A 15,309-nucleotide genomic window follows, 5' to 3' on the forward strand; every position below is an offset into this window, starting at 1 on the left:
ATTGGAGGCATGCGCGTACATGTCGTCGACCACCCGCTGGTGGCCCACAAGCTCACGATCCTCCGGGACAAGAACACCCCGTCGATGATCTTCCGTCAGCTCACCGAGGAGCTCGTCATGCTGCTCGGCTACGAGGCCACCCGTGGCGTGGCTGTGGAGCCGCGGGAGATCGAGACCCCGGTGTCGAGGATGACCGGCACCCGGCTGAAGCGGCCGCGTCCGCTGATCGTCCCGATCCTCCGTGCCGGTCTCGGCATGCTCGAGGGCATGGTCAAGATGGCCCCCTCCGCCGAGGTGGGCTTCCTGGGCATGGCCCGCAACGAGGAGACGCTGGACATCGTCACCTACGCCGAGCGCCTGCCGAACGACCTGACGGGCCGTCACGTGATCGTGCTGGATCCGATGCTCGCCACCGGCGGCACCCTGGTCGAGGCCATCCGCTTCCTGTACGAGCGGGGCGCCGAGCGCGTCACCTGCGTGTGCCTGCTGGCCGCGCCGGAGGGCATCGAGCGCCTGGAGAAGGGCATCGAGGGCTTCGAGGTGGACCTCTACCTGGCTGCGATCGACGAGCGGCTGAACGAGAAGTCCTACATCGTCCCGGGCCTCGGCGACGCCGGCGACAGGCTCTACGGCCTCGCGGAGTGAGGGCAGTGTGAGGCGGTCCGCTCTGTAACACTCCGGGCGAATGTTTCATCCAGCAGTCGGACCGGAGTGGCTGCCGGAATGGCCCGGCACCCGTTGGGTGCCGGGCCCTTCTGCATGTGCGTGCATAGTTCTTCGATGCCGCAGAGTGGCAACGGGTGCCGTTCTTCGGAAAACGCCCGGTCAGCGAGTTCTCGGCCGGAAAGTCGCCTGGAAGGTTATGCAGGCGCCTCAATAGTGAGCTTGGCCACGATCAGCCGCCAAGCGTCTCGCCAGGTGAGACGAGCGGCCTTGTGTTACTTGCCGGATCCTTGTGTGACGACACATTCTTGTCATGTGACACGGCGCCGGACTCCACGCCGGCGACCGCACCACCACCCGTCTCGTCAGGAAGAGCAGTCCCATGGGCGACACCGCAGGCTACGTTCACATCTCGGTCCGGAATGCACAGCGTCGAGCTGCCATGCACTCCCACGCCCCGAACCTGCGGCTGGCGTCCGCCCATGAGGACCATCCGACGACCCATCCGGCGGCGGTGCTGGCCCCCCGCGGCGGCGGCCCCCAGCCGGTCTCCCGGGAGAACGAGGCCCGGGGCTTCGTCCTCTACGTGGGCATGGACGAGCTGTCCGCCTCCGCGGCCGGAACCTCTCTGACCCGCCTGGCCAACGAGCTGCGACACTATGTGGAGTCGCTCGTCCCCGGCGCCGAGTCCCACGCCGCCGTGGCCATCGCCCCGGCCGGCGCGGAGGGGTCGGATCTCGAGGTCGTCCGCCAGGTGCTCGGCGACCCGACCATCCAGTCGGCCGTCCGCCCCGAGCTCGCGCAGGCCCCGGCGCCCGTCTCCACCCGTCAGCCGGGCATCCTCATCGACCTGTCCCGTCGCGAGGTGCAGCTGGACGGGGAGGCGCTGAACCTCACCTTCAAGGAGTTCGAACTCCTCAACTACCTCGTGGAGAACGACCAGCGCACGGTCGGCCGCGAGGAGCTGCTCGAGGCTCTCTGGAAGAACTCGGACGAGACCCCGAACGAGCGCACCATCGACGTCCACATCCGCCGGCTGCGCGCCAAGCTCGGCCGCCTCTCCAGCACCGTCCGCACGGTGCGCGGCCAGGGCTACCGCTTCTACCGCCATCCCGAGGTCGTCGTCTGGGCTGCCCCGGAGTACAGCATCTGACCTGCCCGCCGCCACGTGGCGGCCCTTGGCGACGACGGCCCCTCGCCCTGCGCGGGCGAGGAGCCGTCTCGTACTGTGGGGCCATGGCCCGCCATGACGTGAAGACCCTGCTCGTGATGCGCCACGCGACCGCCACCTGGGCGGCCGACGGCGTCGATCACCACCGGCCGCTGACCGGCCACGGCCACGAGGAGGCGGCGGTGATGGGCCGTTGGATGGTCGCGGAGGGCCGGTTCCCGGACCAGGTCATCTGCTCGGACGCGCTGCGGACGCGGCAGACCTGCGTGTGGATCGGTGAGGCGCTGGGGGAGAAGGCGCCCACCCCGTACCTGGACCCCCGCCTCTACGGGGCCGACGCGACCGGCGCGCTGTCGATCGTCAACGAGACCGAGGAGACCGCCCGGAGCCTGCTCGTCATCGGCCACATGCCGTGGGTGCAGGCGCTCGGGATGCGGCTGATGTCCGCTGACTCGGACGAGGATGCCGCCCTCGACATGGCCCGGGAGTACCCGCCGGCCGGGCTGCAGGTCTTCGACGTCGAAGGGCCCTGGGCGGAGCTCGACGGCCGAGACGCCCGTCTGGTGTCTTTCATCACACCCTGAGTCGAGGCGGAGGCGGAGCTGTCGCGCGGGGCGAGTGCCGTCGTCGTGCAAGCTGCCGAGGCAACGGAAAGGCCCCGCACCGTGGTGCGGGGCCTTTCCTCTGGCGCGCCCTAAGGGATTCGAACCCCTGACCTTCTGTTCCGTAGACAGACGCTCTATCCAGCTGAGCTAAGGGCGCTCGTTCTCAGCTCGTCGCTGCGAACTTGTAAAACACTACACGACGATCTCGGGCGATGCAAAGTCGGCGTCCTGGTGCCGTGGCGTGACCTGCCCCACGCTTCGCCTCGCGCGCGCTCGGGTTAGGATGGGGCCACTCGGAGAGCCACAAGGATGTGGTGCCGCGCTGTGGGCGTGTGCCGTGTTCGTGGTGACTCTGACCGGCCCCGGATCGTCTACGGGAGGAAATCCCCATCATGGCTGACAACGCCACCACCGAGTTCGCCCAGCGCGCCACCGAGAACGCGCCCACCTCGTACGCCCAGCTGCTCCAGTGGGTCGGCGAGATCGCCGAGCTGACGCAGCCGGACGAGGTGCACTGGGTGGACGGCTCCCAGGAGGAGTACGACCGCCTCGCCGCCGAGCTCGTGGAGGCCGGCACCCTCACCAAGCTGGCCGAGGACAAGTTCCCTAACTCCTATGCGGCCTTCTCCGACCCGGCCGACGTCGCCCGCGTCGAGGACCGCACCTTCATCTGCTCTGAGAAGGAGGAGGACGCCGGCTTCACCAACAACTGGATGGAGCCCGCGAAGATGCGCGGCATCCTGGAGGACGCCTTCCGCGGCGCCATGAAGGGCCGCACCATGTACGTGATCCCGTTCGTCATGGGCCACCTGGACGCCGAGGACCCGAAGTACGGCGTGGAGATCACCGACTCCGCCTACGTGGTCATGTCCATGCGCATCATGGCTCGCATCGGCACCGACGTGCTGAAGAGGATGGAGGAGACCGAGGCGTTCTACGTCCCGGCCGTCCACTCCGTGGGCGCCCCGCTCGAGCCGGGTCAGGAGGACGTGGCCTGGCCGTGCAACGAGACCAAGTGGATCGTGCACTTCCCGGAGGAGCGCTCCATCTGGTCCTTCGGCTCCGGCTACGGCGGCAACGCGCTGCTGGGCAAGAAGTGCTACGCGCTGCGCATCGCCTCGGTCATGGCCCGCGACGAGGGCTGGCTCGCCGAGCACATGCTGATCCTCAAGCTGACCAGCCCGGAGGGCAAGGCGTACCACATCGCCGGCGCCTTCCCGTCGGCATGCGGCAAGACCAACCTCGCCCTCATCGACCCGACCGTCGAGGGATGGAAGGCCGAGACCCTGGGCGACGACATCACCTGGATCCGCCCGGGCAAGGACGGCGAGTTCCGCGTCATCAACCCGGAGGCCGGCTACTTCGGCGTCGCCCCGGGCACCGGCTGGTCCACGAACCCGAACGCGATGCGAGCCATCGCCAAGGGCAACTCGATCTTCACCAACGTCGCCCTCACCGACGACGGCGGCGTGTGGTGGGAGGGCATGACCGACGAGACCCCGGCCCACCTGACCGACTGGCGCGGCAACGACTGGACCCCGGACTCCGACACCCCGGCGGCCCACCCGAACTCGCGCTTCTGCACCCCGATCGACCAGACCGACATGCTGGCGGACGAGTACCACCAGCCGAACGGCGTGAAGCTGGACGCCATCCTCTTCGGCGGCCGTCGCAAGACCACCGTCCCGCTGGTGACCGAGTCCTTCGACTGGGAAGACGGCGTGCTCAAGGGCGCCACCCTCTCCTCGGAGACCACCGCCGCCGCCGTGGGCGCCGTGGGCGTGGTGCGTCGCGACCCGATGGCCATGCTGCCGTTCATCGGCTACGACGCGGGCGACTACCTGAACCACTGGGACAAGGTCTCCGGCGAGGCGGACGCGGACAAGCTGCCGCGCATTTACCTGGTGAACTGGTTCCGCCGCAACCGCGACGGCGGCTTCGCCTGGCCGGGCTTCGGCGAGAACTCCCGCGTCCTGAAGTGGGTCGTGGAGCGCCTCGAGGGCAAGGCTGACGCCACCGAGACCCCCATCGGCTTCGTCCCGACCCCCGAGTCCCTGGACCTCACCGGCCTGGACGTCAAGCCCGAGGACCTCGAGGACGCCCTCAAGGTCGACGCCGAGGAGTGGGCCAAGGAGAACGAGCTGATCGAGGAGTGGCTCGGCAAGTTCGGCGAGTCCCTGCCGGCGGCCGTGCGTGAGAAGTTCGAGGCCCAGAAGGCCCGCTTCAACGGCTGACCTGGTCCCGGCCCGGCGGCCGGTGACACCACGACGACGGCCCCCTCGCCTTCACGGTGAGGGGGCCGTCGCGTGTCCGGGGCCGGAGGCGGCGCGGGCCGGTGGGGGCGTGGGGCCGCCGAGGCCTGGAGTCGCCGGCCGGGCAGGCTCGGCTCAGGCGGCGAGCCAGAGGTCCGGGCCGAAGACCTCGTAGTGGATCTGCGTGGCAGGGACGCCGGCCTCGATCAAGGCCGAGCGGACGGCCTGCATGAACGGCAGCGGGCCGCAGAGGACCACGTCCGCGTCCTGCGGGACCCGGGCCTGCGCGATGTCCATGCGTCCCTCGCGGGCGCCGAGGCCCTCCGGGGCGTCCGCGGTGGAGCCCAGCCACAGGTGCAGCTCGCCCCGCGGCAGCGCGTCCACGGCGGCGCGGACCTCGTCCGCCAGGGTCAGGGCCGCGGCGGAGCGGTCGGCGTGCAGGGCGATCACGCGGCGCTGCGAGCCGCGGGCGGCCAGGTCCTGCAGGATCGCGGCGGCCGGGGTGATGCCGATGCCGGCGGTGGCCAGCACGAGCGGGCGCTCCTCGTCCGCGGACACGGTGGACAAGGTGAGGTCGCCGTAGGGGTTGGAGACGTCGAGGACGTTCCCGACCTGCACGGAGTCGTGCAGGACCGGAGAGACCTCGCCGCCGTCGTCCCGCTTGACCGTGATGACGCGGACGTCCGCGGAGGCGGCGTCCGAGGAGAGCGAGTACTGGCGGGCCTGCAGCAGGCCGTCGGCCACGGGCAGGCGCACGGACACGTACTGGCCGGGCTCGCCGACGGTGGCCGGGGTGTCGTCGGCCGGGACCAGGCGGAACGTGAACGCGGAGGCGCCGGCGGGCTCCTTGGACTCCACGCGCCACGGGGTCCACATCTTCGTGTTGGCCTGCTTGGCGTAGAGGCCCTTCTCCAGCTTGATCAGGGCGTCGGCCATGAGCCAGTAGACCTCGGTCCAGGCCTCGGCGACCTCGTCGGTGACGGCCTCGCCGAGGGTGTCCGCGATGGCCCAGAACAGGTTCTCGTAGACGATCTGGTGCTGGTCCTCGGTGATGCCGAGCGAAGTGTGCTTGTGGGCGATGCGGGAGAGCACGGCCTCCGGCAGGGAGTTCGGGTGCTCGAGCAGGTGCACCGCGAAGCGGACGATCGAGCCGGACAGGGCCTTCGGCTGATCGCCGTTGCGCTGGTTGGCGCGCGAGAACACGCCATTGAGAAGCTCCGGGTGGGCCTCGAACATGTGGGCGTAGAACTTCGGGGTGATCTCGTCCATGTGGGCGGCGACGACCTCGGCGGTGGCCTCGATGACGGGGCGGGACTTCTCGGAGAGCACGGCTTCCTCCTGGGCGGTGTAAATGTTGCCTTGCGGAGACAAGATTACTCCCGTGGGCGGGGAGTGCAAGGCGAGGGGAGCCGAAGGTGACCGAGGTCTCGGAAGGCGAGGGGCCGTCGTCGGGAAGGTTGGGGCGGCAGGCGGTGGGGCCGGGGCGCTCAGCTGGGCGGCAGGGCCGGCAGGCCGAGGGCGACCGGGATGCCGGTGGCCACCAGGGAGCGGACGGTGACCGGCTCGAGCTCAGCGAGGAACGCCTCGCGGGCGCGGTGCAGGGCGGTGCGCAGGCGGCAGGCCCCGGCCAGGGGGCACGGGGTGCCGGACTCGTGGCCGGCGCAGTCGATGACCTCGTCCCGGGGGGCCAGCTCCCGCACCAGGGAGCCGACGCTGAGGTCCAGGCCGGCCGGCGTGATCTGCGCCCCGCCGTAGCGGCCGCGGGCCACGTCCACCGCGCCGCGGCGACGCAGCTCCACGATCGCCTTGCTCACGTGGTTGTAGGGGACCGCGATCTCCTCGGCGATCCTCTGGCCGGTGGCGCGCTCGTCCGGACGGCGGGCGAGGTCCATGAGGACCCGTAGACAGACGTCCGTGAACGCGTTGAGCTTCATGGGGCGATTATCCCGCCTCCGGGAGGCGGACTTCCAGTGGGGAAGGTCCTGTCCTCCACAGTCCCGCCGGAGGCCGTCAGAGTGTCCGCTCCGGCTGGCAGACTGGCCGCATGAGCACCGCAGAGCAGACCCCGCCGGCCGACGACTCCCTCCACGCTGAGGCACTGCGGATGCTGCGCAGCCTCGTGGGGAACGAGCAGGCGCAGTTCAAGGACGGCCAGTACGAGGCCGTCGAGGCGCTCGTGCGGCACCGCCGGCGCGCGCTGGTGGTCCAGCGGACCGGCTGGGGCAAGTCCGCCGTCTACTTCGTCGCGTCCCTGCTGCTGCGCGCCCGCGGTGCCGGCCCGACGCTGATCGTCTCCCCGCTGCTGGCGCTGATGAGGGATCAGGTGGAGGCGGCCTCCCGCGCCGGCGTGCGTGCGGTGACCATGAGCTCGGCCAACGCCACGGAGTGGGACGAGGTCCGAGCCCGCCTGGCGGAGGACTCCGTGGACGTGCTGCTGATCTCCCCCGAGCGCCTGAACAACCCCCGCTTCCGTGAGGAGCAGCTTCCGGATCTCGTGGCGCGCATGGGCCTGCTGGTGGTGGACGAGGCCCACTGCATCTCGGACTGGGGCCACGACTTCCGTCCGGACTACCGGCGCATCCGGGACCTCATCGGGCGCCTGCCGGCCGTGGGGGAACGGGCGGTGCCGGTGCTCGCCACCACCGCGACCGCGAATGAGCGGGTGGTGCAGGACGTGGTGGAGCAGCTCGGCGTGCAGTCCGCGCAGGAGGTCTTCGTGCTCCGCGGCCCGCTGGCCCGCGCCTCCCTGCAGCTGGGCGTGCTGCGCATGCCGAACCCGGCCTCCCGGCTGGCCTGGCTGATCTCCCACCTGAAGGATCTGCCGGGCTCGGGCATCGTCTACGCGCTCACGGTCTCCTCCGCCGAGGACACGGCGCGGGCCCTCGCCGAGGCCGGATACCCGGTGGTGGCCTACACCGGACGGACGGACCCAGAGCAGCGGGCGCAGATCGAGCAGGACCTCAAGGCCAACCGGGTGAAGGCCGTGGTGGCCACCTCCGCGCTCGGCATGGGCTTCGACAAGCCGGACCTCGGGTTCGTGGTGCACCTGGGGGCTCCGAGCTCCCCGGTGGCGTACTACCAGCAGGTCGGCCGAGCCGGCCGCGGCACCGACCACGCCGAGGTGCTCCTGCTGCCTGGCCCCGAGGACCGGGACATCTGGCGCTACTTCGCCACCGCGTCCATGCCGGACGAGCGCGAGGCACTGGCAGTCCTCGAGGCACTCGAGGCCAACGGCACCATGTCCGTGCCGCAGCTGGAGACCGCCGTGTCCATGAAGCGCACGGCCCTCGAACTGCTGCTCAAGGTCCTGGCCGTGGACGGGGCAGTGGTCCGCGTGGGCGGCGGCTGGCAGCGCACCGGGCAGCCCTGGAGCTACGACTCCGAGCGGTATCAGCGGGTGGCCGAGGCCCGGCTGGCGGAGGAGCGGCTCATGCTGGACTACGAGAACACCGACGGCTGCCGCATGGAGTTCCTCGCCCGCACCCTGGACGACCCCACCGCGGCCCCCTGCGGCCGTTGCGACACCTGCGCCGGCCCCTGGTACCCGACCGGCTCGGACACCGAGGCCCGCGCCGCCGCCGAGCGTTCCCTGGGGCGGGTGGGCGTGCCCCTGGAGCCGCGGAAGTCCTGGCCGTCCGGCATGGATCGGCTCGGCGTGCCCGTGAAGGGCCGCATCCCCGTGGAGCTGCAGGCCGACGAAGGCCGTGCTCTGGCCCGTCTCTCCGACGTCGGCTGGGGCACCCGCTTGCGCGAGCTCCTGCACGGCGAGGACGCTCCGGTGCCGCAGCAGGTCCTGGACGGGGCCGTGAAGGTCCTCTCCGCCTGGAACTGGGAGCAGCGGCCGATCGCCGTCGTGGCCATGCCCTCCCGTGGCCGCCCGCAGCTGGTCGGCTCCTTCGCCGAGGGGATCGCACGGATCGGGCAGCTGCCGTACCTCGGCACCCTCGAATCGGTGCACGGCGGCCCCACCGCCGGGCCCGGCGGCAACAGCGCCTACCGTCTCGGCTCGGTCTACGGGCGCTTCGGCGTCCCGGTGCAGCTGGCCGAGATGCTCGCCTCCGCCCCGGACGCCGGTCGCCACGGCCCCGTGCTGCTCGTGGACGACCTCGCCGACTCCCGCTGGTCCATCACCGAGGGTGCGCGCGTGCTCCGGGAGAACGGCGCCCAGGGCGTGCTCCCGTTCGTGCTGGCGCTGTCCGCCTGACGCGACGAGGCGGCCCCCTGCTCAGATGGGCAGGAGGGCCGCCTCGTCTGCGCCGTGCGTCCCCGGCGGACTCTGCGCCGTGCGTCAGCGCTCGGCGCGGACCACGGCGAGCACGCGGTCGCGGACGGCGGCCATGGTGGGCTCGTCCTTCGCCTCGCCGTTGTAGCGCAGGAAGGGCTCGGTGTTGGACGGGCGGAGGTTGAACCACCAGGAGCCGTCCTTTGCGGAGACCGTGGTGCCGTCCATGCGGGAGACGTCGATGTCCTCGCCCTCGTGGTCGGCCAGCACGGCGGCGATGGCGGCGTCCTTGTCCTCCACCTCGGAGTTGATCTCACCGGAGGCCACGTAGGGCTCGTACTCGTCCGCCAGCTCGGACAGCGGGGCCTCCTGGCCGCCCAGCGCCGCCAGCACATGCATGGCGGCCAGCATGCCGGTGTCCGCGTTGAAGAAGTCGCGGAAGTAGTAGTGCGCGGAGTGCTCGCCGCCGAACACGGCGCCTTCGGAGGCCATCACGGCCTTGATGAAGGAGTGGCCCACGCGGGTCACCACGGCGCGGCCGCCGTCGGCGGCCACCAGCTCCGGCACCGCCTTCGAGGTGATCAGGTTGTGGATGATCACCGGGGTGTCCTCGCCGGCGGCCTTGGCGCGGGCGATCTCGCGGCGGGCCACCAGGGCGGTGATCGCGGACGGGGACACCGGGGCGCCCTTCTCGTCGATCACGAAGCAGCGGTCCGCGTCGCCGTCGAAGGCCAGGCCGATGTCCGCGCCGTGCTCCACCACGGCCTTCTGCAGGTCCACCAGGTTCTCCGGCTCCAGCGGGTTCGCCGGATGGTTCGGGAAGGTGCCGTCCAGCTCGAAGTACAGGTCCACGATCTCCAGCGGCAGCGCCTCGAGCACGTCTCCGCCCAGGACCGCGGGGGTGGTCTTGCCGGCCATGCCGTTGCCGGCGTCCACCACGACCTTCAGCGGGCGGATGCCCCTGAGGTCCACGAGGGAGCGCAGGTACTCGGCGTAGCCGGCCAGGATGTCGCGTTCCTCCACGGTGCCGACCGTCTCGGCCGTCGGGACCTGTCCGGCGTCCAGGTAGCCCTGGGCCACGTCGCGGATCTCGAAGAGGCCGGTGTCCGAGGACACCGGGACGGCGCTGGCCTTGGCCATCTTCATGCCGTTGTAGGCGGCCGGGTTGTGGGAGGCGGTGAACATCACGCCGGCCGCGTCCAGCACGCCTGCGGCGTAGTAGAGCATGTCCGTGGAGATGGTGCCGATCATCAGCACGTTGCCGCCGCGGGCGGTGGCGCCGGCGGCGAAGGCGTCCTTGAACTCGGGGGAGGAGGGGCGCATGTCCCCGCCCACCAGCACGGTCTTGCCGGCCAGGTCCAGCACGTCCACGAACGCGGCACCCACGGCGCGCACGGACTCGGCCGTGATGGTCTCGCCCACGATCCCGCGGACGTCGTAGGCCTTGAACGAGTCGGTCAGTTTGATGTCACCCTGTGTAGTCACGTGGTCGATGGTAGTGGACCCTTCGTGCTAGAAGTGGTCGCATGGACCCCTCCCGTGACGGCTCTCACCAGGACGCCGAGGGCACGGGGCGGTGGGCCCCCGGGCAGGCCGGCTACCGCCGACTGCTCTTCGGTCTCTTCCTCGCGGGCGTCGCCACCTTCGCCCAGCTCTACTCCCCGCAGGGTCTGCTGCCGCTGGTGGCGGCAGACCTGCAGGTGACCTCCCACGAGGCTGCGCTCCTGGTCTCTGCGGCCACCGCAGGCCTGGCACTGTCCGTGATCCCGTGGGCCTTCGCCTCGGACCGCTGGGGCCGTCGGCGGGCGATCGCCGTGTCCATGGTCTCCGCCTGCGTCTTCGCCGTGGCCGGAGGCCTGGCGACCTCCTTCCCGCTGCTGCTGGCCCTGCGCTTCGCCGAGGGGCTGGCCCACGGCGGCGTCGCCGCGCTCGCGGTGGCGCTGATCGTGGAGGAGGTCGAGTCCTTCGCCGTGACCCTCGCGGCCGGCACCTACATCGCGGGCACCACGCTCGGCGGACTGTCCGGACGTCTGATCGCCGCACCGATCGGCGAGGCGGCGGGCTGGCATGCCGGCATGCTGACCGTGACGGGCGTGGGCGTGCTCTGCGTCCTCGGCTTCCTGCTGGTCACCCCGCAGGCGAGGCACTTCGTCCGGCGCCCCACCCCGCTGTCCGGTGTGGTCTCTGCCGCCGTGGAGAACCTGCGATCGCCGGTGCTCTGTGCCGTCTACCTGCAGGGTGCCCTGCTCATGGGCGGCTTCGTGGCGCTCTACAACTACGTCGGGTTCGCCGTGACCGCCGAGCCGCTGTCCTGGCCGCTGTCTGTGGTGGCCCTGCTGTTCCTGGCCTATCTCGCGGGCACCTGGACCTCACCGTGGGCGGGCTCCCTCGCGCTGCGCTTCGGCCGCTACCGGGTCCTGGCGGGGGCGTCGCTGGTGATGGCGGCCGGGGCGCTGCTCACCATCGTGCAGAGCCCGTTCACCCTGATCCCAGGCCTGCTGCTGTTCACCGGTGCCTTCTTCGCCGCACACTCGGTGGCGTCCAGCTGGGCGGGCCTGGCCGCACGCGGCGGCCGCGCCCAGTCCACCTCGCTGTACAACCTCGGCTACTACGGGGGATCGTCCCTGTTCGGGTGGCTCGCCGGCGTGGTCTTCGAGGCCGCCGGCTGGGCGGCCACCGTCCTCGGCATCGTCGGCCTGGTCCTGTGTGCCATCGCCGTGGCGGCCCTGGTGCTGCGCCGGGCCGCCCACGCGGATTGAGCTCAGCCGCGGACCTCGGCCAGGTCGTCGCCGACGGCCGAGTAGCCCTGCTCGCGCCAGGCCTCGAGCACGTCCGGGTCCTGCAGCTCCAGCCAGTCGATCATCGTCTGGTAGGTGACGCAGTAGGTGCCCTCCTGCGGGCAGAACTCCTTCATGGTCTCGGCCAGCGCCGGGTTGTAGGCGTCTCCGCCATAGGTGTTGAAGTGGTTCCCGAACACGATCGGCGCACGGTTGGAGCTGGAGACCGAGTCGTACACGTACCGGTAGGTGTCCAGGTAGATCTCTGACAGCTTCTCGGTGTCGTTCTCTCCGACGCCCAGGCGCTGCGAGGAGACCCAGAAGTTGTAGTCCATGGTCATGATGTACGGGTTCTCTGCGCCCATGGACGCGGCCATCGGCGAGTAGAACAGCGGCATCTCGAACTCCCAGATCCCGTCCTCCTGGTAGGGCCAGGCCACACCGCGCTGCTGGGAGCCGCGCGAGGTGTCATAGGTGTGGCCGAACTCCTTCCACACCGGGACGAGCTGGTCCCACCGGCCGTCCAGGCAGGGCAGGCGGTGGCCCTGGATCGCCTCGGCGGGCACCTCGAGCTCCGGGAAGTCCGGATCGTCGTACCCGTTGATGCCGGCCGGGTCCGCGAGGATCTCGTAGAACTGCCGGTGCTCCTCGCGCCAGTCGTCGGTGTCCCACTTGTCACCGCCGTACTTCTCCACGAAGCACAGGTGGCCCATGTAGTGGGTGCCGATCTCGTGGCCGGCGGCGTATGCGGCGTTGACGGCCCGGATGCGCTCGGCGATCTCCTCCTTGGGGCCGCCGAGGTCCTTCGCCACGTGGCCGGGCTCATTGCCCGGGGCCTGGTACCAGGTGCGGTTCTCCGGCTGGAGCAGGTGGATGCCGGACAGGTAGACGGTGAACTTCGCGTCCACCTCCTCGGCGACGTCCATGAAGTACTCGTAGCGGTCGGACTCCAGGCCGCCGTCGAAGGAGTAGAGCAGGAACTGCGGCGGGGTCTCCTCCGCGGAGAAGGCGCGCATCGGCACTCCCTGGTCGTTCGTCTCGCCGTCCGGCGTCCCGGCGCCCTCAGAGTCCCCGGAGCCCTCAGAATCCCCGGCGCCTTCAGAGTCCTGGGAGGCGCCGGCGGTCTCGGACCCGTCGGCGGCGTCGCCCGGCCCGCCGTCGTCCTCGGACGCCTCCGAGGAGCCCTCGGACGTCTTCCCCGCGTCGGTGGTGGCGGTCGACGAGGGCCGCGCGTCCGAGCGGTCCCCGTGTTCCGCCGGATCGGCCTGGCACCCGGCGAGGGTGAGGGCGAGGGCGGCGGTGAGGGCGGCGGCGGACCGACGGGCGGTGAGGACTGCAGGCATGCGGGGCCCCTTCTATCACTGCAGGGAAAGATCGAGCGGCCTTACAGTCTCATGGCTGTTTCACAGCTGACAACCGGCACAGCGGGAGTTCCATGGAAGTTCACCTGTGTCCTTGGTCTCACCTGTGTCCACAAGGGGCCATCCACCACGACGGCGGCGCCTCACCCTGCCAGGGTGAGGCGCCGCCGTCGGGGTCGCCGGGGCCGTCAGACCGCGCGCGGAGGGAAGGTCACCAGGTGATGTCCTCCAGGTCGTCGCCCTTGGCGGAGGCCTCCGCGGACTGCCACTGCTTCACACGCTCCGGGTCCTGCAGCGAGAGCCACTGGATCACGTCGCGGTGGGTGGTGCAGTAGGTGTCCGGCTCGCCGCAGACCTCGGACATGAACTGCTCCACGGCCGGGTTGAACGCGTTGTCGTTCCAGCCGTTGAAGTGGTTGCCGAGCACCAGCGGGGCGCGGTTGCCCGCATAGGCGGAGGCGTACATGTACCGGTAGGTCTCCAGGGCGGCGTCGTGCATGACATCGCGCTTCTCCGGCTCGTTCTTGGCGCCGTTGATCTTGGCCCAGAAGTTGTAGTCCATCGCGGTCACGATCGGGGAGTCGTCGCCCTCCTTGGCCGGGCTCTCCGGGCCGTCGAAGGCCGGCGAGTACACGACCGGCACCTCGAACTGCCAGAGGCCGTCCTGCGAGTACGGCCAGTGCACGCCCGTGCCGAGCGTGGAGGAGCGGGAGGTGTCATAGGTGATCCCGTGCTCCTTCCACGCCGGGACCAGGTCGCTCCACGTGCCGTCCAGGCAGGGCAGGCGGCCGCCGCGGATCGAGTCGGGCTGCACCTCGAGGGTCGGGAAGTCGGCGCCGTAGCCGTTGTTCTCCCGGTAGTTCGTGATGAAGTCGAAGAACTGGTCCAGCTCGGACTGCCAGTCCTCCGTGCTCCAGGTGTCCGCGCCGTTCTTCGAGCTGGCGCAGAAGTGGCCGTTGTAGTGGGTGCCGATCTCGTGGCCGCGGGAGTTCGCCTGGTTCAGGTCGTCGACCAGCTGGGCGATCGACTCTTCGTCAGGGTAGAAGGACACCGCCGCGGCTCCCGGCTCCTGCTTCGGGCCCTGGTAGATCTCGCTGTTGGCCTTCTCCACCAGGTAGATGCCGGTCAGGAACACCGTGAAGCGCGCATCGTGCTCCTGGGCCGTCTCCATGAAGGTCTGCCAGCGGTCGTGCCAGCCGCCGCCGTCGAAGGAGACGAGCACGAACTGCGGGGGCTTCTCGCCCTCCTCGAGCTTCTTCATCGGCACGTTCGAGGGGACGGTGCGCCAGGACTCCTCGTTGGGGACCTCGGGGTTCTCCGGCATGGGCTCGCGCGGGATCGGGGCGACGCCCTTCTCGGACGCCTCCTTCCACTTCTCCTCGTTCGTGCTCTCGTCCGCGCCGCCCTCGGAGTCCTCGGAGCCTTCGGCGTCCTCCGACCCGTCGGACTCGTCGGACCCGTCGGAGCCCTCGGCGTCCTCCGAGTCGCCCGAACCCTCGGCGTCCTCCGCGTCGGTGTCCCCCTCCTGGCCGCCCTCGGCCGGTGCGGAGGCGGACTGCTCCTGGGACGCGCCCTCCGCGGCCTGGTCTTCCTCAGGGGCCTGGCATCCGGTCACGGTCAGGGCAAGGGCCGCCGCCAGCGCCCACCAGCGGTGACGAGACGGCGTGGGTCGTGCTGCCGCGGACAGTGACATGGATGCTCCTTCTGTTCAGGTCCACTGTGGAGGGGGCGCCGTCAGGCAGTCCTCTCACGGTCCAGTGTGCCTCCTGTGAGCATCTAGCGTCAGGTGTTGCAGGACTGCGACGTCGGCCCCGCCCGTGCCTGGACGCGCCCCCGGCGCCCTGCGCAGTGGCACCGGGGGCGCCCTGCCCAGTGACACCTAGATGTTGTGGGTCATGAGGTTCTTGACATCGGTGCCGGGCTGAGATGAGACGAGTGGGCCTCTCCCGCAGGATGGAAGTTCCTACACAACCCATCCGCGCGAAAAGGCCCACTCATGACTCACGCTAACGCACCCCTGACCCCCACCGGCCGTCTCAGGATGGTCCACCGTCACCTGAACGACGGGATCCCGCAATCCCACGTGGCCGCTGAGTTCCGGGTGAGCCGGCCCACGGTGGCCACCTGGGTCGCCCGCTACAAGGCTCAAGGCGAGGCAGGACTTCAGGACCGGTCCAGCCGGCCCCAGCGCTCACCTGACCGACTCGATCCGGTCCTGGTCGCCCAGATCCACGCCCTGCGGCGGGAGCGCAAGTGGT

Annotated in this window: 12 protein-coding genes and 1 tRNA gene; 7 read left to right on the top strand and 6 right to left on the bottom strand. The window is 70.5% G+C overall.

The genetic code is table 11. From position 1 onward, the window contains the following. Window positions 1-9 precede the first annotated feature (9 nt). The 3 genes from upp (at window position 10) to FM125_RS08750 (ending at window position 2,418) form a co-directional block, all read left to right on the top strand. Window positions 10-645, top strand: coding sequence for a uracil phosphoribosyltransferase (gene upp / locus FM125_RS08740; protein ID WP_087134327.1), 636 nt, complete (start codon window positions 10-12; stop codon window positions 643-645). Between the two features lie 400 nt (window positions 646-1,045). Next, window positions 1,046-1,816: a winged helix-turn-helix domain-containing protein gene (locus FM125_RS08745; protein ID WP_067190333.1), complete on the top strand. Its 771-nt coding sequence runs from the start codon at window positions 1,046-1,048 to the stop codon at window positions 1,814-1,816. A gap of 83 nt (window positions 1,817-1,899) precedes the next feature. Next, window positions 1,900-2,418 carry a SixA phosphatase family protein gene (locus FM125_RS08750; protein ID WP_087134328.1) on the top strand — a complete coding sequence of 173 codons (519 nt, stop codon included), beginning with the start codon at window positions 1,900-1,902 and terminating at the stop codon, window positions 2,416-2,418. Between the two features lie 101 nt (window positions 2,419-2,519). On the opposite strand, the gene FM125_RS08755 is transcribed toward FM125_RS08750, so the two are convergent. Continuing rightward, window positions 2,520-2,596 (bottom strand) — tRNA-Arg (locus FM125_RS08755). 235 nt (window positions 2,597-2,831) lie between these two features. Here FM125_RS08755 and FM125_RS08760 point away from each other — a divergent pair. After that, window positions 2,832-4,673 carry a phosphoenolpyruvate carboxykinase (GTP) gene (locus FM125_RS08760; protein ID WP_087134329.1) on the top strand — a complete coding sequence of 614 codons (1,842 nt, stop codon included), beginning with the start codon at window positions 2,832-2,834 and terminating at the stop codon, window positions 4,671-4,673. A gap of 153 nt (window positions 4,674-4,826) precedes the next feature. On the opposite strand, the gene FM125_RS08765 is transcribed toward FM125_RS08760, so the two are convergent. Both FM125_RS08765 and FM125_RS08770 read right to left on the bottom strand, forming a co-directional pair. Then, a complete protein-coding gene (locus FM125_RS08765) occupies window positions 4,827-6,020 on the bottom strand; it encodes a globin domain-containing protein (RefSeq protein WP_087134330.1) in 1,194 nt (397 codons plus the stop codon). A gap of 158 nt (window positions 6,021-6,178) precedes the next feature. Further along, window positions 6,179-6,625, bottom strand: a complete 447-nt coding sequence (locus tag FM125_RS08770; RefSeq protein ID WP_070638030.1) for an RrF2 family transcriptional regulator — start codon at window positions 6,623-6,625, stop codon at window positions 6,179-6,181. A 110-nt stretch (window positions 6,626-6,735) separates the two neighbouring features. Between FM125_RS08770 and FM125_RS08775 the strand changes: the two genes are divergently transcribed. Next, window positions 6,736-8,895 (top strand): RecQ family ATP-dependent DNA helicase, encoded by a 2,160-nt coding sequence (locus FM125_RS08775; protein ID WP_087134331.1) that lies wholly within the window; start codon window positions 6,736-6,738, stop codon window positions 8,893-8,895. 84 nt (window positions 8,896-8,979) lie between these two features. Here the strand turns inward: FM125_RS08775 and FM125_RS08780 are convergent, their stop codons facing one another. Continuing rightward, window positions 8,980-10,398, bottom strand: coding sequence for a phosphomannomutase/phosphoglucomutase (locus tag FM125_RS08780; RefSeq protein WP_070638022.1), 1,419 nt, complete (start codon window positions 10,396-10,398; stop codon window positions 8,980-8,982). Window positions 10,399-10,439: 41 nt separating this feature from the next. On the opposite strand from FM125_RS08780, the gene FM125_RS08785 reads away from it, so the two are divergent. After that, window positions 10,440-11,672, top strand: a complete 1,233-nt coding sequence (locus tag FM125_RS08785) for an MFS transporter (protein ID WP_082739787.1) — start codon at window positions 10,440-10,442, stop codon at window positions 11,670-11,672. Between the two features lie 2 nt (window positions 11,673-11,674). Here FM125_RS08785 and FM125_RS08790 read toward each other — a convergent pair whose 3' ends face one another. Further along, the gene (locus FM125_RS08790; RefSeq protein WP_087134332.1) at window positions 11,675-13,033 is read right to left on the bottom strand and encodes a hypothetical protein; all 1,359 of its coding nucleotides are present in this window, start codon (window positions 13,031-13,033) and stop codon (window positions 11,675-11,677) included. Window positions 13,034-13,262: 229 nt separating this feature from the next. Further along, window positions 13,263-14,744, bottom strand: a complete 1,482-nt coding sequence (locus FM125_RS08795) for a polysaccharide deacetylase family protein (RefSeq protein ID WP_067190317.1) — start codon at window positions 14,742-14,744, stop codon at window positions 13,263-13,265. 303 nt (window positions 14,745-15,047) lie between these two features. Here FM125_RS08795 and FM125_RS08800 point away from each other — a divergent pair. Beyond that, on the top strand, window positions 15,048-15,309 hold a 262-nt coding region (locus FM125_RS08800), incomplete at its 3' end, for a helix-turn-helix domain-containing protein (protein ID WP_143745273.1).

Source organism: Micrococcus lylae, assembly GCF_900163825.1.
Classification (GTDB): Bacteria; Actinomycetota; Actinomycetes; order Actinomycetales; family Micrococcaceae; genus Micrococcus; species Micrococcus lylae.

What these genes read in the sequence shown, in the direction of transcription:
- upp (WP_087134327.1), top strand. Translation starts at nt 10, where the DNA reads ATGCGCGTACATGTCGTCGACCACCCGCTGGTGGCCCACAAGCTCACG.
- FM125_RS08745 (WP_067190333.1), top strand. Translation starts at nt 1,046, where the DNA reads ATGGGCGACACCGCAGGCTACGTTCACATCTCGGTCCGGAATGCACAG.
- FM125_RS08750 (WP_087134328.1), top strand. Translation starts at nt 1,900, where the DNA reads ATGGCCCGCCATGACGTGAAGACCCTGCTCGTGATGCGCCACGCGACC.
- FM125_RS08760 (WP_087134329.1), top strand. Translation starts at nt 2,832, where the DNA reads ATGGCTGACAACGCCACCACCGAGTTCGCCCAGCGCGCCACCGAGAAC.
- FM125_RS08770 (WP_070638030.1), bottom strand. Translation starts at nt 6,625, where the DNA reads ATGAAGCTCAACGCGTTCACGGACGTCTGTCTACGGGTCCTCATGGAC.
- FM125_RS08775 (WP_087134331.1), top strand. Translation starts at nt 6,736, where the DNA reads ATGAGCACCGCAGAGCAGACCCCGCCGGCCGACGACTCCCTCCACGCT.
- FM125_RS08785 (WP_082739787.1), top strand. Translation starts at nt 10,440, where the DNA reads ATGGACCCCTCCCGTGACGGCTCTCACCAGGACGCCGAGGGCACGGGG.
- FM125_RS08790 (WP_087134332.1), bottom strand. Translation starts at nt 13,033, where the DNA reads ATGCCTGCAGTCCTCACCGCCCGTCGGTCCGCCGCCGCCCTCACCGCC.
- FM125_RS08795 (WP_067190317.1), bottom strand. Translation starts at nt 14,744, where the DNA reads ATGTCACTGTCCGCGGCAGCACGACCCACGCCGTCTCGTCACCGCTGG.